The sequence below is a fragment of the Nocardia sp. NPDC088792 genome (assembly GCF_044750615.1).
Classification (GTDB): domain Bacteria; phylum Actinomycetota; class Actinomycetes; order Mycobacteriales; family Mycobacteriaceae; genus Nocardia.
The window spans coordinates 18,217-44,988 of sequence record NZ_JBIVKC010000009.1; the positions used below are offsets into that span (position 1 = coordinate 18,217).

Below are 26,772 nucleotides of genomic sequence, written 5' to 3' on the forward strand. Positions count from 1 at the left end.
CCGCTGGGTGATCACCACGATCCGACGGGTCGTCACCGCTGAACGAGGCCGCCGCCGGGATATCCGGCGGCGGCCTCGCTGCTCTTGCCCGGTGATGTGTTCGCCGGTGCGGCCCTTTTCCCCGGCGGCCCGGTCGTGGACCGGGCGGTCCGGGCAGAATTGACTGCGTGCCGGAACTCGCGCTGACCGCGCAACGCAATACCTCGTCCGCCGACGCCCGCTGGGGGCTGGTGCGGTTGCATCCGAAGGCGCTGGCCGCGCTGGGGTTGCAACCGGGGGACGGGGTCACGCTGACCGGCACGCGCCGGACGGCGGCAGTGGTGGCGGCCTTCACGCCCGCGCATCGGGTGGGGGCCGCCGCCGATCCGACCAAGGTGGCCTTGCTGGACGAGGTGACGCTCGGGAACGCGCGGGTGCGCGAGGGTTCGGAGGTGCGCATCGAGCCGGCCGTCGAGGCTCCGGCGCAACGCATTTCGCTGATCGGATCGGCGCTGGCCACCGCCCATATTCCGGAAGCCACGCTGCGGCAGGCACTGCTCGGGAAGGTGGTCACCGCCGGGGACACGGTGACCCTGCTGCCGCGCGATCTGCGGCCGAACGAACCGTGGTCGGCGATCAGCCCGTCGGTGGCCCGGAAGGCCTTGTCGGGACTGGGGATCGCGTGGACGTCGGAGGTGCTCACGGTGACGGGCACGCATCCGAACGGACCGGTGACCATCCTGCCCAGCACCTCGGTGGTGTGGGATACGGGCGCGGCCCTGTCGGATATCCCGCAGTCGCAGTTCGAGCAGACCGCGCCCGCGGGGCCGGCCCTGCGGGAGCGGCCGATGTCACCGGCGCCCATGACTGCGGTGGCGGTGGCGGATCTGGCCGGGGTGCAGGCGCAGGCCGCGAAGCTCACCGAGTGGCTGAATCTCGCATTGGACGAGCCGGAACTGCTGAAAACCCTTGGCGCGACCTCACAATTGGGCGTGCTGGTCACCGGCCCGGCGGGAGTCGGGAAGGCGACGCTGGTGCGGGCGGTGGCCGGGCAGCGGCGCCTGGTGGAGCTGGACGGTCCCTCGACGGGCGCCCGCGAGGCCGGGACCCGGCTGAACGAGGTGCACCGGGTGGTGGGCGAGATCTGTTCGGGCGCGGGCGGAATCCTGCTGATCACCGATGTCGACGCGCTGCTGCCCGCCGAGGCGGAGCCGGTGGCGACGATGATCCTGGACCAATTGCGTGCGGCGGTGGCCAGTCCCGCGGTGGCGATGATCGCGACCACGTCGAACGCGGTGGGTGTGGATCCGCGGCTGCGGGGACCGGACCTGTGTGATCGCGAGGTATCGCTGCCGTTGCCGACGGGACGGGTGCGCGCCGCGCTGCTGGAGCAGTTGCTGCGGAAAGCTCCGGCGGACGAGCTGAAGCTGGACGAGATCGGCGCGCGGACACCGGGATTCGTGGTGTCGGATCTCGCGGCGCTGGTGCGGGAGGCGGCGCTGCGGGCGGCCGCGCGGGCCAGCCGGGAGCACAGCGAACCGAGGCTGCGGCAGGAGGATCTGACGGGTGCGCTGGAAGTGATTCGGCCACTGTCGCGTTCGGGATCGGCGGAGCTGGCCGTCGGGAATCTGAGCCTGGACGATGTGGGCGATATGACCGAGACCAAGCAGGCGCTGACCGAGGCGGTGCTGTGGCCGCTGCAGCATCCGGATTCGTTCGCGCGACTGGGTATCGAGCCGCCGCGTGGAGTGCTGCTGTACGGGCCGCCCGGATGCGGGAAGACGTACCTGGTGCGCGCGCTGGCGGGTTCGGGGCAGTTGAGTGTGCACGCGGTGAAGGGCGCGGAGCTGATGGACAAGTGGGTGGGTTCGTCGGAGCGGGCGGTGCGGGAATTGTTCCAGCGCGCACGCGATTCCGCGCCGTCGCTGATCTTCCTGGACGAGGTGGACGCGCTGGCGCCGCGGCGCGGGCAGTCGAGTGATTCGGGTGTGTCGGATCGGGTGGTGGCGGCGCTGCTGACCGAACTGGACGGGGTGGAGCCGCTGCGGGATGTGGTGGTGGTCGCCGCGACCAACCGGCCGGAATTGATCGACCCGGCCCTGACCCGCCCCGGCCGTTTGGAGCGCATGGTCTTCGTACCGCCGCCGGATGCCGCCGCACGGGCCGAAATCCTGCGCACCGCAGCCAAATCCGTGCCGCTGGCCAAGGATGTGAATCTGCGCAAGCTGGCGCAGGGCCTGGACGGCTACTCGGCCGCCGACTGTTCGGCGCTGCTGCGCGAGGCGGCCCTCGCCGCCATGCGCCGGGATGTGGACGCCGCGGATGTGACCGCGGCTGATGTCGCGGCCGCGCGGGCCGCGGTCCGGCCGTCGCTGGATCCGATGCAGGTGGAGTCGCTGTGCCTGTATGCCGAGCAGCGGGTGCCGGGCCCGGCGGGCACCGCGGAGGGCTATGTCTGACCGGGAATCGGAACGCAACGGCTGATTTCGCGAGGCTCCGGGTAACTCCCCGGGGACGCCCGAAATCGGTTCGGCACCCGACCGCAGGTGCCTGGCCAGCGCAGACGGCACTCCGCCTGGCGCTTAAGTTTCGGGGAGGCGGCAGAGTGTCGGACTGGTCGGTACGGCTTCCGGCGGTATTTTCACCCAGGTGAAGTCGTATCAGATCGCCGCCGAGACGATCACGGCTCTGGTCACAGCCACGGTTGCTGGACTGGCGCTGGCCTTGCCGATCGACTTCGGCTGGACCTCACAGACTTCCGCCCTGCAACTCGACCTGCTCGCCTACAGCCTGCCCCGCGCGGTGGCCGCCGGCGTCATCATCGCCATGATCGTGGCGGTGCTGATCACCACGCTGGCCAGTACCGTCGCGGCCTGGGGCACCACCCTGGGCGGGCTGCTGGTGCTGCTGATCAATCACGTCTTCGGGCATGCGGCGGATCCGGCGTCCTCACTGTCCACCATGAACTTCATCGACTCCTTCGCGGGCGGGGTCATTCTGGGCGCGCTGGGCGCGGCCGTGCTGCATCACAAGTTGTCCGCCTATGCCTGGACCCTCGGCGTCCTGATCAGCCTGCTGCTGGGTTCGGTGAACCCGCTGCCGCACGTGGGCGGCGGCACCCTGGACGAGACGCTGCCGGACCATTGGCAGGCCACCGATATGCCGCCCATGTGGATGATCGAGGTGTCCCTGGTGCTGGTGGTGGCCGGGCTGCTGTGGAATCGCAATCGCCCGCCGGCGGATCGCCCCTCGATCGAACTGCCCATGGCCCCGATCCTGGCGGGCGTGGTGCTGGTGCTGGTGACGCTGGCCAGCGCGGAATGGCTGGCGCGGCACGGGGACTCGCTGGCCGGGATCGTGCTCGCGGTGACCACCGCGGTGGTGACCGCGTTCATCGCGGCCATGCTGCTGCCGGGTCGCGACGGCGAACTCGTGCTGACGACCACGGCCGTGAGCTCGGTGGGCGCGGCCACGCTGGCGGTGGCCTTGCCGGCCTGGGCGATTCCGGTTTCGGTGGCGATCGCGGCGGTGGGCATGTGGTACGGCAGCCGGCGGCATGCGCCCATCGCCTGCCTGGCGCTGTTGATGGTGCTCGGCCTGGTCACCGCCTGCACCTCGGATACCGGGCGGGCCTGGATCATCGTGGGCAGCACCATGGTGCTGGCCTGGCTCTACGGTTTCGGGCTCACCGCGGCGCGGACGCGCTATGTGCCGAGCCGGGTGCTGGGCAGCATGGTGGTGTTCGTGCCGTCCGCGGTGCTGGGCATGCGGGATTACGTGGCGCGCGGGCATTACGCGCTGCAGACCTCGGATCATTCGGTGGTGTGCACGGTGGCCACCGAGGCCACCTCCTCGCCCGCGTGGACCGCGTTGCTGGTCACGGCGGGCTGTCTGGGCGGAATTCTGGTGCTGCGCAGGAACCGTCCGCTGCCGGATCCGGCCGAGTCGGAAGGCGGCGAATCCGGGAGCGGCGCAGGGCTTTCCGCGTAACGCTCGGATCCGTGTGACGCTCAGACGCGGGCCGGGAGCTCCGGTGTAGCCGGGGCGGGCAGCTGCGCGAACCAGGTGCGGTAGAACGCCGTGACGAAGGCGGCCAGCAGGCCGAGCACGATGAATCCGGCGGGCAGCGGGTGCGCGGCGTAGAAGTCCGAGACGTACCGGTAGGACAGCAGCAGCGCGCCGAACAGCACGGCCCCGGCGCCGACCAGCCGGATGCGGGCCGGGTCCCAGCCGCGTTCGGGCGCCCGCAGCGCGGATTCGATGGTCAGGCACAGCACCGCGCCCGCGACCAGGTCGGCGCCGTAGTGGTAGCCGAAGCCGAGGGTGGCGGACAGGGTGGCGAGCAGCCAGAACGCGCCGCCCCAGCGCAGCCAGCGGGGTGCGGGATTGCCTTCGGTGTCGCGGCGGGAGTGGATGAAGATCGACAGCGCCCACGCGGTGTGCAGGGACGGCATGCAGTTGCGCGGCGTGTAGTGGTCGAACGGCAGCGCGCCCGGATTCGGGTTCACCGGCGGCACGACGTTCGGCCAGTAGTCGCCGAGGGAGAAGGCGCCGCCGTCATGGCCGAACGCGAACATGGGCCCGACGACCGGGAACACGATGTAGAAGATGGGCCCGATCAGCCCGATGGTGAGGAAGGTGCGGACCAGGTAGTGCCGCGGCCACTCCCCCGTCTTGACCACGTTCCGCAGCTGCCAGATGGTCACGATCATGGCGCCCATGGGTAGCTCGATGTAGACCCAGTGCAGGACGGCGGACGGCGCCGAGCCGAGCCAGGCGAGCAGCTGCCCCATCATCCAGGAGGGGTCGCCGAGGGCGTGGTCGACGAGCACGATGTGCTGGTCGAGGACCTTGGGTCCGGCGAGCACGGTGATGCCGAGCCAGACGTCGGCGATCTTGCTGGACAGCACCAGCAGAATGCCCAGTGCCGCAGCGTGAACGGCGTTGCCGCGGTCCTTGCCGTCCCATTTCCAGGCGGCCAGCACGATGAGGCCGGTGAGCACGATGACCGGGCCGTTGCCCATGGCCAGCGGTCCGCCGTCGAGGGATCGGAAGGCCTGATAGATCAGGTCGATGCCGAGTGCGGCGCCGGCGGCGAGGAAGCGCCGCCGCCAGGACAGCCCGATGAGGGCGAGCCCGAGCCCGGCCCACGGCACGGTGAAGGATTTGGGGGTGCCCGTGTAGTCGGCCCAGAGGCTTTCCAGGGGCCCGGTGAAGTGGTGGCGGGCGGCGACGATCTGCAGTGCGATGAGTACGACGGCACCGGCGGACAGCACGGCGGTGGTCCGGACGCGTGTCGACGACCTCGGACTCCGGCGTGCCCCACCTACGCCGGAACGCGGATCGTCGAGCAACACCCCGCCATAGTAAACGCAGCATGAACGCCAACCTGGTGAGCAGTTGAACGAGACCCCCGTCACCGTGTGAACAGGTCCCGCTCAGCCGCATGTAGGCGCTGGCCAGGCCGTACGCCGTACGCACAGGCGGGTAACCGAAATCACACAGCGGGCGCCCAGGAAAAGTCCGGAATCCGCGACCGATCGGTTTCCAGCGAACCGGCGCGAGCAAGCCGGGCGCGGCTAGTTCTCGAGTTCGTGCACCAGCGAGTCGACGACGGCCACCAGATCGCCCTGCGCGGCCGCGGCCACCCGCCGCTGCCGTTGGTAGGAAGCCCCGCGCTTCGGGATCTCGGCGACGAGGGCGAGTTCGTTCTCGCAGCCGAGGCTCTTGGCGGTGGGTTCGAGGCGGTTGAGCATCTCGGACAGGTCGTCGGTGATGAGCCGCTCGTTGCTGTCGGCGTCGGTGATGACGATGGCGTCCAGCCCGTATCGCGCTGCCCGCCATTTGTTTTCCTGCACATGCCACGGGGGCAGCGGCGCGGGTAGCGCTTCTCCGGATTCCACGCGGCGGTCGAGATCGACTATGAGGCAATGGATCAGCGCCACGATGGCGGCGAGTTCGGTCTTGGTGGGCGTGCCGTCGCACACCCGGACCTCGATGGTGCCCCATTTGGGGGCGGGCCGGATGTCCCAGTGCATGCCGCCGAGTTGTTCGAACACACCGGTTTTGATCTGGTCGTGCGCGAAAGCCTCGAACTGCCGCCAGTTTTCGAATTGGAAGGGCAGTCCGGCGGTGGGCAGCTGCTGGAACATGAGCGCCCGGTTGGAGGCATATCCGGTGTCGACGCCGGCCCACATGGGTGAGGAGGCGGACAGCGCCAGCAGGTGCGGGTAGCTGGTCAGCAGCCTGTTGAGGATCGGGAAGACCTTCTCCGGATGCGAGATGCCGACGTGCACGTGCACGCCCCAGATGAGCATCTGCCGGCCCCACCACTGGGTGCGTTCGATGAGTTCGTCGTAGTGCTCGCTGCGCGTGAGCAGCTGCGTCGACCATTGCGCGAAGGGATGCGTTCCGGCGCAGAAGATGTCGACGCCGAGCCGGTCGGCGGCGCGGCGCACGGCGTCCTGGGTGGCCCGCAGTTCGTCGACCGCTTCACCGACATTGTCGTGCTTGCCGGACACCAGTTCCACGGTGTTGCGGAGCAGTTCCTTGGTGATCTGCGGGGTGCCGTCCCAGGCGCGCAGATCACCGACTTCCTCGAAAACCGCTGCGGCGGTGTTGGAGAGGTCGCGTGTCTGCTTGTCGACGAGCGCGACCTCCCATTCCACGCCGAGCGTGGGCCGGGGCGAGGAGTTGAAGGGGACCTTCCGGATTGCCCCGGCCATGGCTCACCTCTGGTTAGGAGGGTCAGGAAATAACGCCGCAGGCGACCCGCGCGCCGGCGTCACCGGTTGCGAGGGTCTCCGCGTCCGGTGCGGGCGCGTAGCGGGTGGGGATATTGCCGAAGTTGTCGGCGCCGGCGTGGATGATCAGGGACTTGTCCTTGATCTGGTCCACGGTGAAGGCGTCGGTGGTGGTGACCAGCTTGGCGGTGCCGTCGGAACGCACCTCCAGGGAGGTCAGGTCGCCGCTCTGCGGGTGCATGCTCATATCGCCGGCCTCGAAGTGACCGCCCGCGGAGAGGAAGTCACCGGGCGCGCCGCCCGCGGGTGCGACCGAGTTGGCCTCGCACTTGCCGACCGAGTGGATGTGCAGGCCGTGGAAGCCGGGCTTGAGGCCGTGGGCGTCGACGGTGACCTGCACGAAGTTGCCGGACTTGGCGAAGGTGGCGGTGCCGACGGGCTGCCCGTTGGAGTCCTTCAGCGTGGCGCTGACGGAGTCGCTGGGCGGGTTGGCGAGACCGCTCTCCTGACCGGCGGGCGCGCCGGAGCTGGTGAACACCGGCGGGGTGGTTCCCTTGACGTCACTCGACGATTGACCGTTGGAGCACGCCGCGAGGCCGAGCGCCGCGACCGCGAGCACCGGGGCGACGATCCGCCAGGACGGGCGACGTGTGGGGGACGGGGCCATCGGGGAACTCCTTTACGAGTACCGAGTTTACGGGTAAAGCCGGTTGGACATAGTTCGTACCGGACAAGATGATGCCAGAGGCACCGGTGCGTTCCGTGGAGGGGCCGCCCGGGGTGTTCGGGAAGTGCTTTCAGTTACCGGTGACGATGACGACGACGCCCGGGGACGAGTCGCCGAGTCCGGAGAACTTGGGTTCGGCCGCGCAGCCGAGTTCGGCGGCGATGGCCTGCGCGACCGCCTGCTCCTGCGGCGAACTGCCGTAGTACACGGTCGTTTTGGGGATGACGCCGTTCGGGTAGTTACCGGTTCCGGTCACATTGAATCCGTCGGCGGTGAGCTGGCTGCCGGTCTTGGCGGCCAGGCCGGAGACGGTGCTGTTGTTGAGGACCTGCACGGGAACGGTTTTGTCGAGGGCGGCCGAGGTGGTGGTGGGTGCGGCGGTCGTGGTCGGCGCTGCCGTGGTGGTGGGCGCTGCCGTACTGGACGGTGCCGTGGTGGCGGCCGGGGCCGTGGCCGGGGCGGGCGAAACCGGCTGCGCCGCAGTCGTGGTGGGCGCGGCGGCGGGGCTGGAGGTGGTGCTGCCGGAGGCCGAGCTGGAGTCCGAACTCGACAGGGACATCGCGCCCAGGCCGGCGAACACGATGGCCAGGGCGATCAGGACCATCGCCAGCGCGCGCAGTGGCGGGCCGCCGGACGGCGAATTCGGATTGCTCACGGCCTGCAGCCTAGTGGGTACCGGTTGCTCACACCTGGAAGCCGAGTCGGCGTGCGGCCCTGGTCTTCTGGCGGCTGGCTCGCAGCCGGCGCAGGCGCTTGACGAGCATCGGGTCGGCCGAGAGGGCTTCGGGCTTGTCGACGACCGCGTTCAGGACCTGGTAGTAGCGGGTGGGTGAGAGGTCGAACAGTTCCCGGATGGCTTCCTCTTTGGCGCCGGCGTATTTCCACCATTTGCGCTCGAAGTCCAGGATGTCGAGTTCCCGGCGGGAAAGGCCGTGTGCGCCTTCACCCTCGTGTGCGGCGGACCCCTCGCTCGCGGCAGATCCGTCCTCGCTTGCGGAAATGTTCCAGGCCGCTGCGCCGTCCATAATGCTCCCTCGCCGAGTTACCACCAGACGAATATGGTGCTTGTACGTCGCCGATCATTCAACCACGGGCCGCGACCTTCCCGATGCGTACCGCTCGGCGTGTTTCCACCCCGATCGTCCGGCGTGTCGCAGCGCCCACGGGGTGTGATCGGTGCCCCGCAATCACCCAGTAGGCTGCTCAGCATGGCTATTCTCCCGATCGTCATCGTCGGCGACCCGGTTCTGCACAATCCGACCGAAAAGGTCACGCAGACTCCTGAGGAACTGGCCGGGCTGATCGCCGATATGTTCGAGACCCTCGACGCCGCCAATGGGGTGGGCCTGGCCGCCAATCAGGTGGGTAAGTCCCTGCGGCTGTTCGTGTACGACTGCCCCGACGAGACCGGGGACGGCAGCAAGATGGTGCGCCGCCGCGGCGTCGTGGTCAATCCGGTGCTGGAGACCTCGAAGCTGCCGGAGACCATGCCGGATCCGGAGGATGACGAGGAGGGCTGCCTGTCCGTGCCGGGCGAGCAGTTCCCGACCGGGCGCGCGGAGTGGGCCCGGGTGACCGGCACCGACGAGAAGGGTGAGCCGGTCGAGCTGGAGGGCGAGGGTTTCTTCGCCCGCATGCTGCAGCACGAGGTGGGCCATCTGGACGGCTTTCTCTATACAGATGTGCTGATCGGCCGGAATGCGCGCGCGGCCAAGAAGGCCATCAAGCGGAACGGCTGGGGCACACCGGGACAAAGCTGGATTCCGGGCACGGTGCCGGACCCGTTCGGGCACGACGACTTCGAGGACTGATCACCGACCGTGACCGCTGACTCCGGGCTGCCGCCGATCGGGCAGCGGGTGGTGGTGCGCTACCGCCTGCCCGAAAGCTATCCGCAGCCGCTCACCGACGTGATCGGCGAACTCCTGGCGACCGATCCGCTGACCGTGCGCACCGGCGACGGTCAGGTGCTGTCGATCGCCCTGGATCGCGTCGTCGCATGTAAAGCGGTGGGCCCCAGGCCGATTCGCACCAGCGAGATCCGCGCCCTGGAGGCGGCCGCCGCCGACGGCTGGCCCGGCCTGCAACGTTCCTGGGTGGACGGCTGGCTGCTGCGCGCCGGGCAGGGCTACACCAATCGCGCGAATTCGGCTGTGCCGCTGGGCGGCCCGGACGGCCACGCGCTGCTGTCCGATGACGCCCTGCAGGGGATCGCCGAATGGTATGCGGCACAGGGACTGCCGTTGCAGCTGATGCTGCCGGACCGGCTGGCGCCGGTGCCGCCGGGCTGGCGTACCTGGAGCGAAACCCTGGTGCTGGCAGTGGATATCGAGAATGTGGTGCTGCCGCAGGGCCCGCCCATGGTGCGGTTCACGACCGAACCGGATGGCGGCTGGCTGTCGGTGTACCGGCATCGCGGCGGCGATTCGGATGTGGCGCCGATGCCGGTGGTGGACGTGCTGACGGCGGTCCGGGACGGCGAGGTCGGTTTCGCGGCGCTGGGTTTGCCCACTCCCCTGGCCATCGGCCGGGCGGCGGTGACGACCGCGCCGGGTGGCCTGCGCTGGGTGGGTCTCACCTGTGTGGCGGTGATGGCCGGGCATCGCCGGCACGGACTGGGTTCGCTGGTGTGCGCGGAGATGCTGCGCTGGGGTCGGGCCCGCGCGGCGACGCACGCCTACGTCCAGGTGCAGGCGGACAATGAGGCGGCGCTGGCGCTGTACCGCGAGCTGGGTTTCGTGGAACACCATGCCTATCGGTACGCGGCGCCTTGACATCCCGCGCCTGACTGCTGATTACCCTGAAAGACACTATTGCTGAAAGGTTCTCCCGTGCGGCTCGCTACCTGGAACGTGAACTCCATCCGGACCCGAGTCGATCGGGTGGTGTCCTGGCTGGACCGCTCCGACATCGATGTGCTGGCCATGCAGGAAACCAAGTGCAAGGACGAGCAGTTCCCGTTCGAAGCGTTCGAGGCGGCCGGGTACGAGGTCGCGCACGTCGGCTACAACCAGTGGAACGGTGTGGCCATCGCGTCCCGGGTGGGTATCGAGGATGTGGAACTGTCGTTCCCGGATCAGCCGGGCTTCGACAAGGACGCGGGTGAATCACTGCTCAGCACACCGGTTGTGGAGGCGCGGGCGCTCGGCGCGACCTGCGGCGGGGTGCGGGTGTGGAGCCTGTACGTGCCGAACGGCCGGGCCCTGGACGATCCGCACTACACCTACAAGCTGGAGTGGCTCGCGAACCTGCGTACGGCGGGTGCGAAGTGGTTGTCCGAGGACCCGAATGCGCAGATCGCCTTGGTCGGCGACTGGAATATCGCGCCGACCGACGTGGACGTGTGGTCCCCCGAGTTCTTCGAGGGCAAGACCCATGTCTCCGAGCCGGAGCGAAATGCCTTCGACGCCTTCGGCGAAACGGGTTTCTCGGACGTGATGCGGCCCTTCCATCCCGGGCCGGGCGTCTACACCTACTGGGACTACACCCAGCTGCGTTTCCCCCGCAAGGAAGGCATGCGCATCGACTTCATCCTCGCCTCCCCCGACCTCGCGGCCCGCGTCACCGAGGCGAATGTGGACCGCGAGGAGCGAAAGGGCAAGGGCGCCAGCGATCACGCACCGGTGTTCGCCGAGATCGCGGACTAGCACCCCGATCACATCAGCACAGCAGCCCCCGCACTACAGTGCGGGGGCTGCTGGTTTGTTTTCAGTGGCCGTTATGTCGGCCGCGCCTTGATGGCGTCGCGGGAGATGAAGACGTCGTAGCTGCCGTTGATGGCGATGACGGCATTGCCGTAGGCGGACTTCACGAATGGCTTGGTGTACCAGGACTGGTCCTTCATGTCCTTGAAGAAGTCGCCGTCGCCGCCATTGAGGAAGATCTGATTCTGCTTGGTGGCGATGCCGTCCAGGCGCTGCCCGTACAAGCGGGTGATCTTGTATCCGGAGTTGAATCCCAGTGCGTTGACCCAGGGTTCGAGTTCGACGATATCGGCCTGCAGGACCCACATATCGCCCTCGACCTTGTAGGTCAGGTGCTGTTCGCCGTGGTCCTTGTCGCCGTAGAGGGTGAGGTCCACGTTCATCTCGTGGTCCTGGCCCGCAATGGGTGTCGCGACGATGTGCGCGGCTTTCACCTCGCCGGTGAGTCCGAGGAATGTTTGCAGCAGTGTGGTGATCCAGAGGATCACCACAGCGACGAGCACGAGCCCGACCGCCCCGGCGCCGCGGCCCGCGAGTACTCGCAGACCGACCTTGCGCGCCTTGAACACCGCGGTCACCAGCAGCGCGAGAGCGCCGACAGCGAGCACGATCAGCAGGATCTGTATCCAGCCGAATGTCACCGGGAAGACCATGCGGTAGTTGTACCCGGTACGACCGTCACAATTCGCGAGGTCGCAAACAGAAGCCGCGTGTCACACCGGCGCGCCTCCAAACACGCCGACCGCCACCACTTCTCTGAAAAAACAATCCGGCCCCCGCACCTTTGGTGCGGGGGCCGGGAGGCCGGGAGAGAAGGTCAGAAGGCGGCTTCGTCCAGCTTCATGATGTCGTTGTCGATGTTCTCGACGACCGAACGCACGCCGCTGATCAGCGGCAGCTTGTTCTTCGCGAACCAGGACGCGACACCGACCTTGCCGACGTAGAAGTTCTTGTCCTTCTCGGCGGCGCCGTTGTCCAGGGCGGCCTGGGCGATGGTGGCCTGTTCCAGCAGTCGCCAGGCGATGACGAGATCGCCGACGGCGTACAGGAATCGGACCGACCCGAGGCCGACCTTGTAGATCTCGTCGACCTGTTGCTGCGAGGCCATCAGGTAGCCGGTGAGGGTGGCCGCCATGGCCTGCACGTCGGCGAGGGCCGCGCCGAGCAGTCCACGCTCGGCCTTGAACTGGTCCGGTCCGGAGTCGACGAACTTCTGGATCAGCCCGGCGACGTGGGCCAGCGCCGCGCCCTTGTCGCGAATGATCTTGCGGAAGAAGAAGTCCTGCGCCTGGATGGCGGTGGTGCCCTCGTACAGCGAGTCGATCTTGCAGTCGCGGATGTACTGCTCGATCGGGTAGTCCTGCAGGTAGCCGGAACCGCCCAGGGTCTGTAGCGATTCGGTCAGGCTCTCGTAGGCCCGGTCCGAGCCGCAGCCCTTGACGATCGGCAGCAGCAGGTCGTTGACCCGCTCGGCCAGCTCGGCGTCGATACCGTAATTGGCCTGCGCCACATCGGCGTTCTGGTGCGAGGCGCAGTACATGTACAGCGCGCGCAGACCCTCGGCGTACGCCTTCTGGGTGGCCAGCGAACGCCGCACGTCCGGGTGGTGGGTGATGGTGACGCGCGGGGCGGCCTTGTCGGTCATCTGTGTCAGGTCCGCGCCCTGCACGCGCTGCTTGGCGTATTCGAGGGCGTTCAGGTAACCGGTGGACAGCGCGCCGGTGGCCTTGGTGCCCACCATCATCCGCGCGTTCTCGATGACCTTGAACATCTGCGCGATGCCGTTGTGCACATTGCCGACCAGGTAGCCGATGGCGGGCTTGTCGCCGCCGAAGGTGATCTCGCAGGTGGGCGAGGACTTGATGCCCATCTTGTGCTCGACGCCGGTGACCAGCGCGCCGTTCTTCTCGCCGAGTTCCATTGTCTCGGAGTCGAACAGGAAGCGCGGCACCACGAACAGCGACAGGCCCTTGGTGCCGGGTCCGGCGCCCTCGGGGCGGGCCAGCACCAGGTGGAAGATATTGGCGGCGGTATCGCCGACGTCGCCGCCGGAGATGAAGCGCTTCACGCCTTCGATGTGCCAGTCGCCGTTGGGCTGCTGCACGGCCTTGGTGCGGCCCATGCCGACATCGGAGCCGGCGTCGGGTTCGGTGAGCACCATCGTGCCGCCCCAGCGGTTCTCCCAGGCGTGCGCGGCCCAGCGCTGCTGCTCTTCGGTGCCCTCGTCGAAGAGGACCTTGTGCATGAGCGGGCCCATATTGAAGAAGGAGGCCGAGTTGTTGGCGGCCACGATCATTTCCTGGATGCCCCAGATGACGGCGTTGGGTGCGGGCACGCCACCCATTTCCTCGGACATACCGAGTCCGGAGTAGCCGGCTTCGTTCACCGCGGCGACGGTCTTGCGCAGCAGCGGCGGCACGGTGATGGTGTGCTGCTCCGGAATGAATTCGACGGGGGTGCGGTCGCCTTCGATGAACGACTCGGCGATCGGTCCCTCTGCGAGGCGCTTGGCCTCGGTGAGCATGTCGCGGACGGTTTCGCTGTCGAGGTCGCCGTAGGCGCCTGCGTCCAGCAGTTCCCCGATTCCCAGTACTTCGAACAAGTTGAACTCGATGTCACGCAGGTTCGCCTTGTAGTGGGACACGGACGGGCCTCCTCGCCGTAAGTCTTGATGATCAAGCGCAGGTTGCCGTACGCTCGTTCGGTTACGCAACCGTAGGGATTGCGTTTTACGGTGAAAAAACCCGTCCGACCGGGCAAATCACGAATTGGTCACCCTGCGCTCCGGGCCTGTCGCCCGTACCTTTCCCTGGCCTCGCGCGGGGTCACCGTGACCGGGTGCTCCGGGACGCCGGCCCGCATGTGTTCCTTCAGCAATCGCCCGGTCATGCGGCCGATGAAGTGCTCGGCCACCTCGAGTTTCAGGCGGTCGCTGCGCAGTGCACCCATGGCCGCGCGCACGGCCGGCGGGTAGGCGGCGTCGAGTACGCCGGGCTGATCGAAACCGCCTGTGACACGCATCCATTCGGGCAGCGTGGCAATGGCGGCGGGGGCGACCAGGCGGCTGCCGGCCCACAGGCTCAGGCCCTTCTCCGAGGGAGTGAAGAGCAGGTAGTGCATGCCCTGGCGGGCGCGTTCCGAGGTGCAGAGTTTCGGCCGCACGCCGGCGAAGTACTCGCGAACCTCGGTGCGGGACCGCGGGACATCGGACGGCTTGCAGGTCTGCAGTTCCGCGGCGATGACGCATTCGGCCCAGTACCGCTGCTCCTCGGCCGGGCTCAGCGGGCCGGGACCGTACATCTCGTAGCACTTGAGCACCGAATGCCAGCCGGTGACGTGGATCCACAGCTGGGAGTCGGGATTGTTTGCGCTGTAACGGTTTCCGCTGATCGGCTCGATACCGGTCGCCTTGGCATGCACCTGCATGAGGTGCTCGGAGGCCTCGATGGCCATGCGGCTGTCGGCCACGGCGGCGATGAGGAAGTAGGCGAAGGTGTGGTCGAGCCGGCCGCGGGGGTCGCTGTAGATGCCGCCGACATCGGCGACCGCCGCGGTCAGGTCCGGGTCGAAGTGCTCGAGGGTCACCGCGCGCTGGAAACCGATCAGGGCGGTCGGCGCGGTCCATACCTTCCAGGTGGGCGAGCCCGGCCCGAAGAAGCCGTAGTCCACCTCACGGATGGTGCGGGCAGGTGCGTCGAATTGGGGACGCGTGTTCGCTGCCGTCATCGTCTGCTCCTTTGCAGGTGACGCGGGCCGGAAAGACCCTTTCATTCACGAATGTAGCAAATGTTCGTTAGCTCGGCTACGAACAAGGTCAGGGGTTCATTTCGTAGCCGCCGGCCAGGGCCCGGACCTGCGCCGTCACCCGATCGAAGCGGCCCTGATCGGCCACCGGGCGCCGGACCAGATCCAGTGCGCGCGTCTGCTGCGCCTTCGTGGCGGCGGGCTTGCTGTGCAGGGTCAGGGCGTGCTTGGAGAGGTCGCGCACGAAGATGTCGAACAACTGGTCCAGCACATCCACACTCGTGCCGTCGAGCTTCGCCTGCTCCAGGATGAGCTGGGCGTACGGCACCAGCGTGAAGAGTTCACCGAGGCCGAACAGGAAGTCCACATCCGCCTGCTGTTCGGCGGTCGGGGTGGCGGCGGCCAGCAGCGTCTGCAGGGCGAGGGCCTGTTCCAGGAACACGGCCACGTTCGGGATGTGCGAGAAGTGCTCGAACACCGGACGCCAGTCGGTGAAGCGGATCTTGCCGAGCCCGCTGCTCGGACCCTGCCGGAACAGGAATTCGTCATCGGCGGCATCACGGCGCACCGGCACGGGAGCGTGTGCGGCACGGGCGAATTCGGTGCGCAGCTTGGGGACGGCCTTGGCGGCGGGGCCGGTGGCGCGGCGGCTGGTCCAGCTGAGGACGCCGGAGACGGCGCGCACCGCGGCGGCCGGGGCGGCGCCCGCGCCGGGCAGGTAACGGAGCGCGGCCAATCCGGCATCGGCGGGATGGAACATGTAGTTGGGCATGAACTTCAGCGAGAGCGCCATGTTCACGTGCACGGTGCCTTCGAGGCGCGGCAGGCCGAACATGCCGACCATGGCCATGGGGAAGTACATATCGTTCTCGAAGCCGCGCGCCGCGATGACATCGGCGAGATCCTCGTACAGCTTCTGGCCGTTGCGGGTGACGGACATCTTCTCGATGGCGTTGAAAAGCAGGTAGCGGCGATCGTTCTCGTCGGCGGAGCGCAGGTAGTCGATGGCGCGCTCGCTGTAGAGCTTCATGCCGACGAGTCGCGCGTAGCTGTCCGCGAGCAGCGACTTCACCTGCGGGAACTCGGTCACGCGGTGCCCGAACAGAATTCGGCTCTCGGCGTGCGTGACGGCCTCGAACATGGCGTGCTCGCAGGCGCCGACCGCGCCGAAGCCGAGGTTGAACTTGCCGACATTGACGGTGTTCATGGCGGCGTCGAAGGCGGCGCGGCCGGTGTGCAGGATGTCGGCCTCGTCGACCGGATAGTTCTCCAGATCGAATGCGGCGACGTACATCTGGGAGTCGACGACGTTCTTGCGCAGCTTGTAACCGGCATGCCGGGAGTCGGCGGCGAAGAACAGGTAGCCCGAGTACTCCTCGTCGGTCATCTTCCGCATGAAGTCCGACGAGTCGATGATCGGCCTGTCGGCGCGGCGGCCGAAGACGGAGACCATGGCGGCCTCGTTGCCGTTGCCGATGTAGTACTTGCCGCCGGTGGCGGCGAAGCCGCCGTTGCCGGTGGGCTCGAGGACCATATCGGTGGAGTAGATGTCGGCGCCGTGCGCCTGTTCGGAGAGGCCGAAGGCGAAGATCTCGCCGGAGTCGAGCGCGGCGGCGGCGCGGGCCTTGGCGGCCTGGTTCGCGCTCTGCCAGATGGGTCCGAGGCCGAGGATGCTGACCTGCCAGACGTACCAGTACTGCATGCCGTAGAAGCCGAGGATCTTGCTCATCATGGCGATGCGCGCGGTGTCCCAGCGCTTGTTCGGATCGCCGGCGGCCTCGGCGGCGGGGGTGAGGAAGGTGGCGAAGACGCGTTCGCGCTTCACGAAGTCGAGGAAGTCGGAGTACCAGATGCGGTCGCGGCTGTCGGCGAGCAGGCGGACCTTGCCGCGGTCTTCGAACCAGGTGACGGTGGCGCGCAGCAGGCGCCGGGTCTCGCCGTCGAATTCGGCGAAATCGCAGGTCTTCGGGTTGAAGAGGGTGACGGTCATGGCTTCTCCTCGGCGGTGGCGGCCTTGCCTTCCGGTGACCTCCGCGGGTCGTCCGGACTTTTCATTCGTGACTGTAACATTTTCATTCGCGGCTGTAGGAAATGATCTTGCGACCCAGGTGGCGCGGGATTCGCACGCTGCTATCGTCGGTGGGCATGGGTACCGAATCGGCCGTGCGACCACGGCAGCGCGCACAACATCTCGGTCCCGGACGCCGCCGTCCGCAAGTGCTCGACACCGCCTTGGAAATCGCGGTCGAGCACGGCATCGCCACCGTCACCATCGCGGCCGTGGCCGAGCGCATGCAGGTGACCCGGCCCGTCGTATACGCCTGCTTCGCCGATCGGGTGGAGCTCATCGAGGCCCTCATCCGCCGCGAGGAGGACTACCTCCTCGAAGGGGTGCTGGAGGCCCTCCCCCGCCGCCGGGTCGAGGCCGACGAGGCCGTATTCGTGGAGGGCTTCCGGGCGCTGCTGCACACGGTGGCCGCCCGGCCGGACACCTGGCGGCTGTTGTACGGCAATCCCGATCCGGCAGTGGCGGATTCGTTCGGCCGCGGTCGCGCGCTGGCTCTGGAACGCTGCACCCGCCGGCTGCGGCCGACCCTGCAGGCGTGGGGTACCGAGGACGCCGAGCGCAAGCTACCGGCGCTGGTGGAGCTGTGGGTTTCCGCCGGTGAGAGCGCGGTGCGCACCCAGCTCAGCGCGCCGGGCGACTGGACGCCCGACACCCTCGGCGAGTTCGTCGGCGCGGCCGTTTACCGCGCACTCCGGCATGCCTGAGCAGAAAGATAAGGAAAAGCTCGGATAGCTCGGCGATTCGATGGATACGATGAGGTAACGGGGACCATCCGTCCATCGGGAGGCCGAGGATGACGTTCTATCGACAAGTGGGTTCGGTGCCGCCCAAGCGGCACACCCAGCACCGCAACGAGCAGGGACAGCTCTACTACGAAGAGCTGATGGGAGAAGAGGGATTTTCCGGCGATTCGTCGCTGCTGTATCACCGCGGACTACCACCGGCCATCGTGAACTCGACGGTATGGAAGCTGCCCGAGCAGCGACTGGTCGCGAATCATCCACTGCAACACCGGCATTTGAAGCTGCACGAGCTGTTCCTGGGCGACAAGCCCGCCGACAGCGATGTGGTGACCGGCCGCCGGCTGCTGCTCGGCAACAATGATGTGCGCATCTCCTATGTGGCGGCGCTGCGGGAATCGCCCCTGTACCGCAATGCGATCGGCGATGAACTCGTCTACATCGAGTCCGGCTCCGGACGGGTGGAGACCGTGTTCGGCGTCATCCCTGTACGCCAGGGCCACCAGGTGCTGCTACCGCGCGCCACCACGCACCGGTGGATACCGGACGGCCCGGAACCATTGCGCGCGTATCTGATCGAGGGCAGCGGTCACATCACGCCGCCCAAGCGGTATCTCTCGAAATACGGTCAGCTGCTGGAACATTCGCCCTACTGCGAGCGCGATCTGCACGGTCCCACGGAACCGCTGCTCGTCGAGGGTGAAGAGGTCGAGGTGCTGGTCAAGCACCGCCCGGCGGGTGAGGTCGTCGGCACCCGGATGGTGTACGCGAACCATCCGTTCGATGTGGTGGGCTGGGACGGCTGCCTGTACCCGTTCACCTTCGATATCGCCGATTTCGAGCCGATCACCGGCCGCGTCCATCAGCCGCCGCCGGCGCATCAGGCGTTCGAGGGCAATAACTTCGTGGTCTGCAACTTCGTGCCGCGCAAGGTGGACTATCACCCGCTGTCCATCCCGGTGCCGTACTACCACTCCAATGTCGACTCCGACGAGATCATGTTCTATTGCGGCGGAAACTACGAGGCGCGCAAGGGATCCGGTATCGCGCAGGGTTCGGTGTCGGTGCACCCCGGCGGGTACGCGCACGGCCCGCAGCCGGGCGCGTACGAACGCAGTATCGGCGCGGAGTTCTTCGACGAGCTGGCGGTCATGGTCGACACCTTCCATCCGCTGCAGCTGGCGGAGGGCGCGCTGGCCTGCGAGGACCCGGGGTATGCGTGGACCTGGTCGGGACGCGGTCCCTCGGCATGGATTTGAGGCACGGCTACGTGGAGAGGATTCGGATGGGGTGCGGGAATGAATAGTCGCGTGCGTATCGAAGTGCCGGACGAGTCGGGCTTCGGCCTGTCACACCTGCCCTACTGTGTATTCCGGCCGCGTGGCGAGCAACCACGAGTAGGCGCGCGACTGGGTGATTCGATCATCGATCTGGCCGTGGCACTGGATGATCCGATGTTCGCCCGCCCCAGCCTGAACGCCTTCATGACGCAGGGGCCGCAGTGCTGGCGCGAGGTACGCGAACAGGTGCGCGCCGCCGCCGAATCGGAACTGCCGGCCGCGGCCGTGCACGCCATATCCGCGGTGCGGCTGGAGCTGCCGGTGGAGATCGGCGACTACGTCGACTTCTACGCCAGCCTGGAGCACGCCACCGCGCTGGGCCGCATGCTGCGGCCGAACGGGGATGCGCTGCTCCCCAATTGGCGGCATCTGCCGGTCGGGTATCACGGGCGATCCGGCACGGTCGTCGTCTCGGGCACGGATATCATCCGCCCGGCGGGGCAGCGGAAGACCGAATCGGGGGTGCCGGATTTCGGCCCGACCCGCCGCCTGGACATCGAGGCGGAACTGGGCTTCCTGGTGGGTGTGGGATCGGAGCGCGGAAAATCCATTCGCACCGCCGATTTCGCCGAGCATGTTTTCGGTGTGGCGCTGGTCGACGACTGGTCGGCGCGCGATATCCAGGCGTGGGAGGGGCAGCCGCTGGGCCCCTTCCTGGGCAAGTCGTTCGCGACCAGCCTGTCCGCGTGGGTGACTCCGCTCGAGGCGCTGGCCGCCGCCCGCATCCCGCTCCCGCCGCAGGAGCCCGAGCCGCTGCCGTATCTGAACGACGGCGAACTCTGGGGATTGGACATCGACCTGACCGTCACCTGGAACGGCCACCAGGTATCCGCGCCGCCGTATCGCCGCATGTACTGGTCCCCCGCGCAGATGCTGGCCCATATGACGGTGAACGGGGCCTCGGCGCGCACCGGCGACCTGTTCGCCTCCGGCACCATCTCCGGTGAGCAGCGCGAGGAACGCGGCTCGTTCATGGAATTGACGTGGGCCGGTACCGAGCCCGTGGATGTCGGCGGCGCGAAACGCACTTTCCTGGAGGACGGCGACGAGGTCACCATCACCGCCACCGCCCCGGCGGTCGGCGGCGGGCGGCTGACCCTCGGTGCGGTGCACGGCCGGGTGGTGCCCTCGTAACTCGTCGGGCGGCGGCGCGGGACCAGGCATTATTGCTCCATGAGCCCGCGCCATAGCCGACAGCTATCACCATGAGCATGATCACTGAAGGCTGCTCCGGGTAGTTGGGGAACGTTACCGTTCCGGTGGAGAAACTCCCCGGAGGGTGGCGTCGATGTTGACCAGTCTTGCCCGGTTCGCCATGACGCGTCCGCGTGCCGTCCTGGTGACCGCCCTGTTGCTGATGATCGTCTGCGGTGGCTTCGGCGCCACGGTCAAGTCCCACATGGTGGGCGGCGGCTATCTGACGAACTCGCTGGAGTCGGTGCGCGCCAACGACTTCATCGATCAGAACTTCCCCGGCGGGAACCCGAACCTGATCATCATGGTCAGCTCGGACGCCGGCGTGAACAGTCCGCAGACGCGCGCCGAGGCGCAGCGCATCACGGATCAGCTGACCGGCGACTCGGAAATCACCGGGGTGCAGTCCTATTGGACCAGTGGCACCGCCCGGCCCGATCTCGCCACCGCGCTGAAGAGCAAGGACGGGCATCGCGGGCTGATCATGGCCACCGTGACCGGCACCGACACCCAGGTGCAGAACCGTGCCGCCGCCCTGGGCAAGGACCTCAACGGCGACCGGGACGGCGTGCAGGTGCGGGTCGGCGGCATGGCCGGCACCTTCGCGGACATCAACGACCAGGTCGAGAAGGATCTGCTGCTGGCCGAGGCCATCGCGGTGCCGGTGTCCGGGCTGCTGCTGGTGCTGGTGTTCGGCAGTGTCGTCGCGGCCGCGCTGCCGATCGGCGTGGGCCTGTTCGCGATTGCCGCGACCATGGGGATTCTGCGGCTGCTCACCACCGTCATGGATGTGTCGGTGTTCGCACTGAACATGACCAGTGCGCTGGGCCTGGCGCTGGCCATCGACTACAGCCTGTTCATCGTCAGCCGCTATCGCGAGGAACTCGCGCAGGGGCGGGATACCCGCTCGGCCATTGTGCGTGCGGTGCAGACGGCGGGCCGGACGGTGGTGTTCTCGGGTCTCACCGTGGCCTTGGCGCTGGCGGCACTGGCGGTGTTCCCGCAGCCGTTCTTCCAATCGTTCGCCTATGCCGGTGTGGCCGTGGTGATCGCGGCGGTGGGCGCGTCCGTCCTGCTGCTGCCCGCCGCGCTCATGCTGCTCGGGGATCGGGTGAATGCGTGGGATCTGCGGAAACCGTTGCGCCGCCTGCTCGGCCGGCCCGAGCCGGTCGCGAAGCAGCCGGAAGAGACGTTCTGGTATCGCTTGGTCACGTGGGTCATGCGGCGGGCCGTGCCGGTGGCGGTGATCGCGTCGGCCGTGCTGCTCGCGCTCGGATCTCCGTTCCTGAAGGCACATTTCGGGACCCCCGATGATCGGGTGATCGGTACCTTCGCCCCGGCCCGGCAGGTGGGCGACGCACTCCGTTCGGACTTCTCCGCGGATATGGCGTCGAGCGCGGTGATCGTGTTGCCCGGATTCCATGGCGCGCCTGCGCAGCTCGCCGGGTACGCGCACGACCTGTCGCAGGTCCCAGGGGTGCCTGCGGTGCTGTCCAGCGAGGGCGTCTTCATGAACGGCCAGAAGATGGCCGCGGGGATTCCGCAGATGACGGGACCGCAAGGCGCGTACCTGTCGGTCGGCACCAAGCTGGCGCCGTACTCGGCGGCCGGTAAGCAGCAGCTGGCCGAACTGCGGGCGGTGCCCGCGCCCGGGTCGACGCTGTTCGCGGGCGCGGCGGCGCTCAACGAGGACACCACCGATGCGGTCGTCGCGCGACTTCCGCTGGCGGCCGGGCTGATTGCCGTCATCACCTTCATCCTGCTGTTCCTGTTCACCGGCAGCGTGGTGTTGCCGCTGAAGGCGCTGCTGCTGAACATGCTGTCGCTGACCGCGACCTTCGGCGCCATGATCTGGATCTTCGAGCAGGGCCATCTGTCCGGGCTGCTGGGTTTCACCGCGACCGGCAATATCGACATGTTCATGCCGATCCTCATGTTCTGCCTGGCCTTCGGCATGTCCATGGACTACGAGGTGTTCCTGCTGTCCCGCATTCGCGAGGAGTGGCTGGCCTCGGATCGCAGCAAGGCGGCGAACACCCGGTCGGTGGCGCTGGGCGTGGCACGGACCGGCCGGATCTTCACCGCCGCAGCGGGTTTGATGGCGGTGGTGCTGCTGGCCGTGGCCACCTCCGAGGTCGCGCCCATGAAGCTGTTCGGCATCGGCCTGGCCCTCGCCGTCATCTCGGACGCCACCATCATCCGCGGCCTGCTCGCGCCCGCGCTCATGCGGCTGATGAGCACCGGCAACTGGTGGGCGCCGAAACCGCTTGCGGCGCTGCACGAGCGGATCGGCCTGGAGGAGTCACCGGCGGACGCGGTAGCCGGCGGCCACCGTGCCGGCGATGAGCGCGACCAGCGCTCCGACGACACCGAGTCCGACGCCCAGGCCGTCGGTGAACGCGATGGGGTGGCGAGCTCCGCCGGCCGTGTGTGACGCCAGGCGAGAACGCTGCGCGAGCTGATGCTCGCTCAGCGTCCGGCGGTCCGTCCCGCGTCGACCACTGCCACGAAGTGATTCAGGTCGGCGACGAGGGTGTCGACGGAATCCGGTGCGCCGCCGTCGTCGTGGTGGTGTAGCCAGTCGGCGACGAGTTCGAACATGCCGCCGATGGTGGCCAGGGCGAGGGCCAGTGATCGCGGGTGTTCGGCGGGATTGTCCGGACCCCATTGGTAGGCCAGGAATTCCGCCGACCAGCGGCGATTACTGCGGCGCTGGGCCTCGACCGCGGGTGAGATGCCGCCCGCCTCACCGAAGGTGACCTTGGCCAGCCGGGGGTCGTCGGCGATGGCGTGCACGAAGGCCTCGACCACGGCGGCGCGGCGTTGCGGCCAGTCCTGCCCGGCGGTCGCGGCGGCCACCTGTGAGACGCGTTGCTGGATGCCGGTGCTCACCTGTTCCAGCAGGGCCCGGTAGCAGGCTTCCTTGCTGTCGAAGTGATCGTAGAAGCCTTTGGTGCCGACGAACGCCTGCTGGCAGATCTGTTCGATGGAGGTGCCCGAATAGCTGTGCTGGGCAAAGAGTTCGGTCGCCGCGGTGAGCAGTTGACGGCGGCGCTGCGCGCTGCGCTCGTCGGCATCGAGGCCGCGGATGCGACGCCGTGCGGGACTCCGGTCGGGCGCCGCGGCAGATTTGCTGCGGGACATGCCCAGACGATAGCCGAGCCGGTTTCAACAAGGCACCTTGTTGATAACTGGATGCCGTGTTGTAATTCTGATCACGTCGATGAGGAAGGGACAGACGTGGCAATCAAAGGGGATCGCCGACGGCGGGGGTGGCGGCGGCTCACCGCGGCCGCACTCGCAATGGCGCTGACCGCGGCCTGCGCCGCGCTGGTGGGCGGAGTCACGGCCGCACCGGCGAGCGCCGACCCGCTACCGATCGATGTGGACCCGTTCTATCAAGCGCCCGACGGCTTCGAATCCGCCGCGCCCGGCGCCATTCTGCGCAGCCGCGAGGTGCAGCTGGCCGTGCTCACCGTGCTGCCCGTACATGTGCGCTCGTGGCAGCTGCTGTACCGCACCACCGACCTGTTCGGGAAGCCCACCGTCGCGGCCACCACGGTCGCGGTGCCCATGGGGGCGAACACTTCTCACAGCCGGCCGCTGGTCTCGCACCAGTTCTTCTATGACAGCGCCGCGCCCAATTGCGCGCCCTCGTTCGTGCTACAGCAGGGCGGCGGGCTGCCCGCATTGGAGGGCATCCACTCCACCGCCGAGTACCTCGAACTCGCGGCGTCCATCAGCCAGGGCTACGCCATCAATGTGCCGGATTACGAAGGGCTGCACGGTCATCTGGCCGTAGCCAAGGAGCCCGGCTACATGGTTCTGGACAGCGTGCGCGCGGCCGAGGCGTTCCAGCCGCTGGGCCTGGACGGCGCGAAAACTCCTGTCGCACTGTGGGGTTACTCGGGCGGCGGTATGGGCAGCGGCTGGGCCGCCGAGATGCAGCCGACCTACGCGCCCGAGCTGAACATCAAGGGCATCGCGCTGGGCGCACCGGTCTCCGATGTCGAATCCCTGTTGCACGTCAACGGTTCCATGTTCGCCAGCCTCATCGGCGTGGGCATGGCCTCGCTGCGCAACGCGTATCCGAAGTTCGCGACGGCCCTCGATCAATATCTGACGCCCGAGGGCAAGGCCATCATGGATCGCACGAACAGCCAGTGCCTGGTGCGCAATGTGGTGGAACTGATGTTCACCGACTACCAGCGCATGCTGACCATCCCGATCGCGGATTTCCTTGCGCTGCCGGACATCAAGGAAGTCTTCGACTCGACGGTGCTGGGCAGTAATCCGCCGACCGCGCCCATGTTCGTCTATCAGGGCGTCTACGACGAGGCGGTGCCCTGGTACACCAACGACCGCATGGTCGGCCGCTGGTGCGACGGCGGCACCTCCGTCGAATACAAACGCGATCACCTCAGCGAACACCTGACATTGACGACGCTCGGCATGGCGGACGCCTTCAACTGGGTGAAGTCGCGGCTGCAGCCGGGCGCACCCGATCCGCAGGGCTGCCACACCGATGACGTGCTCACCATGCTCGGCAGTCTCGACGCCGTGAAGACGCAGACCGAGATCAATCTGAACGCCCTCTTCGGCGCGCTGGGCTGGCCCATCGGACCGACCGAGAACTAGCGCTCATCCGTATATCTTTCCCGGGCCGGCCGCACCCCTTGCGTCCGCGAGGTAAGGTCGGCCCGGAAAAGTACGCATGCCAACGGGGGCTCGCACCAGCGGGCTGAGAGGACGGCTAGGGCCGTCGACCGTATGAACCTGACCGGGTAATGCCGGCGTAGGGAGGATTCACAATGTCATCCAGTCGTGTTCCCAGTCAGGCAGCGCCTGTCGACACCGTGACAACCGGTCCCATTCAGGGCAGCGTCAAGCACTACGAGCAGGTCGAGGCCGACGGCATCACCCTGCGAGTTCCGGTGCGGCGCATCAACCTCACCAATGGCGACCACTTCGACGTGTACGACACCTCGGGTCCGTACACCGACGACACCGCCGAGATCGACCTCGAGGCGGGCCTGCCCAAGCTCCGCGACGAGTGGACCAAACCGCAGGTCGACGGGCCGCCCACCCAGCTTGCCTGGGCCCGGCAGGGCATCGTCACCCAGGAGATGCGCTACATCGCCGCACGCGAGGGCATGAGCCCCGAGTTCGTGCGCGACGAGGTCGCCGCGGGCCGCGCGGTCATCCCGGCCAACCACAAGCATCCCGAATCCGAGCCGATGATCATCGGCAAGCAGTTCGCGGTGAAGATCAATGCGAACATCGGCAACTCGGCGGTCAGCTCCTCCATCGCCGAAGAGGTCGAGAAGATGGTGTGGGCCAGCCGCTGGGGCGCCGACACCATCATGGATCTGTCCACCGGCAAGAACATTCACGAGACCCGCGAATGGATCCTGCGCAACTCGCCCGTGCCGGTCGGCACCGTGCCGATCTACCAGGCGCTCGAAAAGGTGAACGGCGATCCCACCCTGCTCACCTGGGAGATCTACCGCGACACCGTGATCGAGCAGGCCGAGCAGGGCGTGGACTACATGACCGTGCACGCCGGTGTGCTGCTGCGCTACGTGCCGCTGACCGCCAAGCGCGTCACCGGCATCGTGTCGCGCGGTGGATCGATCATGGCGGCGTGGTGTCTGGCGCATCACCAGGAATCGTTCCTGTACACCAACTTCCGTGAGCTGTGCGAGATCCTGGCCAAGTACGACATCACCTTCTCGCTGGGTGACGGCCTGCGCCCGGGTTCCATCGCGGACGCCAATGACGAGGCGCAGTTCGCGGAACTGCGCACGCTCGGCGAGCTCACCAAGATCGCGAAATCCTATGGCGTGCAGGTGATGATCGAGGGCCCGGGCCATGTGCCCATGCACAAGATCGTCGAGAACGTGAAGCTGGAGGAGGAACTCTGCGAGGAGGCCCCCTTCTACACGCTCGGCCCGCTGGCCACCGATATCGCGCCCGCCTACGACCACATCACCTCGGCCATCGGCGCGGCCATCATCGCGCAGGCCGGCACCGCCATGCTCTGCTACGTCACGCCCAAGGAGCACCTGGGCCTGCCCAACCGGGACGACGTGAAGGTCGGCGTGATCACCTACAAGATCGCCGCCCACTCCGCCGACCTGGCCAAACAGCACCCGCGCGCCCAGGACCGGGACAACGAACTGTCCAAGGCGCGCTTCGAATTCCGGTGGACGGACCAGTTCAACCTCTCGCTGGACCCCGACACCGCTCGCGAGTACCACGACGAGACGCTGCCGGCGGAGCCCGCCAAGACCGCGCACTTCTGCTCCATGTGCGGGCCGAAGTTCTGCTCCATGCGGATCTCCGCGGACGTCCGTGAGTACGCGGAGAAGACCGGGCTCACCAGTTTGGAGGCCATCGAGGCCGGAATGGCCGAGAAGTCGGCGGAATTCGCCGACGCGGGTAACAAGGTGTACCTGCCGGTCGTGTAAGAAATCTCCAGGGGCAGAACCCCTGCGCAGGGCGGCTGACTCGAAGTCAGCCGCCCTGCATCA

The 26,772-nt window shown here is 67.7% G+C and carries 21 protein-coding genes and 1 riboswitch; of the genes, 11 read left to right on the forward strand and 10 right to left on the reverse strand.

What is annotated here, in order from left to right; translation table 11 throughout:
* Window positions 1–167 precede the first annotated feature (167 nt).
* Together ACIP5Y_RS45000 and ACIP5Y_RS45005 are read left to right on the forward strand one after the other, a co-directional pair.
* Window positions 168–2,438 carry an AAA family ATPase gene (locus ACIP5Y_RS45000; RefSeq protein ID WP_400359847.1) on the forward strand — a complete coding sequence of 757 codons (2,271 nt, stop codon included), beginning with the start codon at window positions 168–170 and terminating at the stop codon, window positions 2,436–2,438.
* A gap of 190 nt (window positions 2,439–2,628) precedes the next feature.
* The gene (locus ACIP5Y_RS45005; protein ID WP_400359849.1) at window positions 2,629–3,969 is read left to right on the forward strand and encodes a hypothetical protein; all 1,341 of its coding nucleotides are present in this window, start codon (window positions 2,629–2,631) and stop codon (window positions 3,967–3,969) included.
* Window positions 3,970–3,989: 20 nt separating this feature from the next.
* Here ACIP5Y_RS45005 and ACIP5Y_RS45010 read toward each other — a convergent pair whose 3' ends face one another.
* The 5 genes from ACIP5Y_RS45010 to ACIP5Y_RS45030 form a co-directional block, all read right to left on the reverse strand.
* Complete coding sequence (locus tag ACIP5Y_RS45010; RefSeq protein WP_400359851.1) at window positions 3,990–5,336, reverse strand: DUF5933 domain-containing protein; 1,347 nt, start codon at window positions 5,334–5,336, stop codon at window positions 3,990–3,992.
* 222 nt (window positions 5,337–5,558) lie between these two features.
* Window positions 5,559–6,704 carry a glutamate--cysteine ligase gene (locus ACIP5Y_RS45015; RefSeq protein ID WP_400359853.1) on the reverse strand — a complete coding sequence of 382 codons (1,146 nt, stop codon included), beginning with the start codon at window positions 6,702–6,704 and terminating at the stop codon, window positions 5,559–5,561.
* Between the two features lie 22 nt (window positions 6,705–6,726).
* Window positions 6,727–7,389, reverse strand: a complete 663-nt coding sequence (sodC, locus tag ACIP5Y_RS45020) for a superoxide dismutase[Cu-Zn] (protein WP_400359855.1) — start codon at window positions 7,387–7,389, stop codon at window positions 6,727–6,729.
* 130 nt (window positions 7,390–7,519) lie between these two features.
* Window positions 7,520–8,104, reverse strand: coding sequence for a LytR C-terminal domain-containing protein (locus ACIP5Y_RS45025; protein ID WP_400359857.1), 585 nt, complete (start codon window positions 8,102–8,104; stop codon window positions 7,520–7,522).
* 28 nt (window positions 8,105–8,132) lie between these two features.
* Window positions 8,133–8,474, reverse strand: a complete 342-nt coding sequence (locus ACIP5Y_RS45030) for a DUF3263 domain-containing protein (protein ID WP_400359858.1) — start codon at window positions 8,472–8,474, stop codon at window positions 8,133–8,135.
* A 183-nt stretch (window positions 8,475–8,657) separates the two neighbouring features.
* Between ACIP5Y_RS45030 and ACIP5Y_RS45035 the strand changes: the two genes are divergently transcribed.
* The 3 genes from ACIP5Y_RS45035 to ACIP5Y_RS45045 are packed head-to-tail and all read left to right on the forward strand — an operon-like array spanning window position 8,658 to window position 11,096.
* Window positions 8,658–9,260 (forward strand): peptide deformylase, encoded by a 603-nt coding sequence (locus ACIP5Y_RS45035; RefSeq protein WP_400359860.1) that lies wholly within the window; start codon window positions 8,658–8,660, stop codon window positions 9,258–9,260.
* Between the two features lie 9 nt (window positions 9,261–9,269).
* Window positions 9,270–10,223 carry a GNAT family N-acetyltransferase gene (locus tag ACIP5Y_RS45040; RefSeq protein ID WP_400359862.1) on the forward strand — a complete coding sequence of 318 codons (954 nt, stop codon included), beginning with the start codon at window positions 9,270–9,272 and terminating at the stop codon, window positions 10,221–10,223.
* Window positions 10,224–10,280: 57 nt separating this feature from the next.
* Window positions 10,281–11,096: an exodeoxyribonuclease III gene (locus tag ACIP5Y_RS45045; RefSeq protein WP_400359864.1), complete on the forward strand. Its 816-nt coding sequence runs from the start codon at window positions 10,281–10,283 to the stop codon at window positions 11,094–11,096.
* A 71-nt stretch (window positions 11,097–11,167) separates the two neighbouring features.
* Here the strand turns inward: ACIP5Y_RS45045 and ACIP5Y_RS45050 are convergent, their stop codons facing one another.
* The 4 genes from ACIP5Y_RS45050 to ACIP5Y_RS45065 all read right to left on the reverse strand — a co-directional run bounded on the left by ACIP5Y_RS45050 (window position 11,168) and on the right by ACIP5Y_RS45065 (window position 16,887).
* Window positions 11,168–11,806: a hypothetical protein gene (locus ACIP5Y_RS45050; RefSeq protein ID WP_400359866.1), complete on the reverse strand. Its 639-nt coding sequence runs from the start codon at window positions 11,804–11,806 to the stop codon at window positions 11,168–11,170.
* A gap of 164 nt (window positions 11,807–11,970) precedes the next feature.
* A complete protein-coding gene (locus ACIP5Y_RS45055; protein ID WP_400359868.1) occupies window positions 11,971–13,797 on the reverse strand; it encodes an acyl-CoA dehydrogenase in 1,827 nt (608 codons plus the stop codon).
* Between the two features lie 128 nt (window positions 13,798–13,925).
* Window positions 13,926–14,879, reverse strand: coding sequence for an oxygenase MpaB family protein (locus tag ACIP5Y_RS45060; RefSeq protein WP_400359870.1), 954 nt, complete (start codon window positions 14,877–14,879; stop codon window positions 13,926–13,928).
* A gap of 88 nt (window positions 14,880–14,967) precedes the next feature.
* Window positions 14,968–16,887, reverse strand: a complete 1,920-nt coding sequence (locus tag ACIP5Y_RS45065) for an acyl-CoA dehydrogenase family protein (protein WP_400359872.1) — start codon at window positions 16,885–16,887, stop codon at window positions 14,968–14,970.
* Between the two features lie 155 nt (window positions 16,888–17,042).
* Here ACIP5Y_RS45065 and ACIP5Y_RS45070 point away from each other — a divergent pair, with 155 nt between their 5' ends.
* The 4 genes from ACIP5Y_RS45070 (at window position 17,043) to ACIP5Y_RS45085 (ending at window position 22,673) form a co-directional block, all read left to right on the forward strand.
* On the forward strand, window positions 17,043–17,669 hold the full coding sequence (locus ACIP5Y_RS45070; protein WP_400359874.1) for a TetR/AcrR family transcriptional regulator: 627 nt from the start codon (window positions 17,043–17,045) through the stop codon (window positions 17,667–17,669).
* Between the two features lie 89 nt (window positions 17,670–17,758).
* On the forward strand, window positions 17,759–18,964 hold the full coding sequence (locus tag ACIP5Y_RS45075) for a homogentisate 1,2-dioxygenase (RefSeq protein ID WP_400359876.1): 1,206 nt from the start codon (window positions 17,759–17,761) through the stop codon (window positions 18,962–18,964).
* A gap of 39 nt (window positions 18,965–19,003) precedes the next feature.
* Window positions 19,004–20,179: a fumarylacetoacetase gene (gene fahA / locus ACIP5Y_RS45080; RefSeq protein WP_400359878.1), complete on the forward strand. Its 1,176-nt coding sequence runs from the start codon at window positions 19,004–19,006 to the stop codon at window positions 20,177–20,179.
* Window positions 20,180–20,333: 154 nt separating this feature from the next.
* Entirely contained in the window at window positions 20,334–22,673 is a 2,340-nt protein-coding gene (locus ACIP5Y_RS45085) for an MMPL family transporter (RefSeq protein ID WP_400359880.1), read from the forward strand.
* Between the two features lie 35 nt (window positions 22,674–22,708).
* Here the strand turns inward: ACIP5Y_RS45085 and ACIP5Y_RS45090 are convergent, their stop codons facing one another.
* Window positions 22,709–23,383: a TetR/AcrR family transcriptional regulator gene (locus ACIP5Y_RS45090; RefSeq protein WP_400359882.1), complete on the reverse strand. Its 675-nt coding sequence runs from the start codon at window positions 23,381–23,383 to the stop codon at window positions 22,709–22,711.
* A gap of 96 nt (window positions 23,384–23,479) precedes the next feature.
* On the opposite strand from ACIP5Y_RS45090, the gene ACIP5Y_RS45095 reads away from it, so the two are divergent.
* Both ACIP5Y_RS45095 and thiC read left to right on the forward strand, forming a co-directional pair.
* Window positions 23,480–24,877, forward strand: coding sequence for a lipase family protein (locus ACIP5Y_RS45095; protein WP_400359884.1), 1,398 nt, complete (start codon window positions 23,480–23,482; stop codon window positions 24,875–24,877).
* 72 nt (window positions 24,878–24,949) lie between these two features.
* Window positions 24,950–25,058: riboswitch (TPP riboswitch) on the forward strand.
* Complete coding sequence (thiC, locus tag ACIP5Y_RS45100) at window positions 25,051–26,709, forward strand: phosphomethylpyrimidine synthase ThiC (protein ID WP_400359886.1); 1,659 nt, start codon at window positions 25,051–25,053, stop codon at window positions 26,707–26,709. It overlaps the preceding riboswitch by 8 nt.
* Window positions 26,710–26,772: the final 63 nt, after the last annotated feature.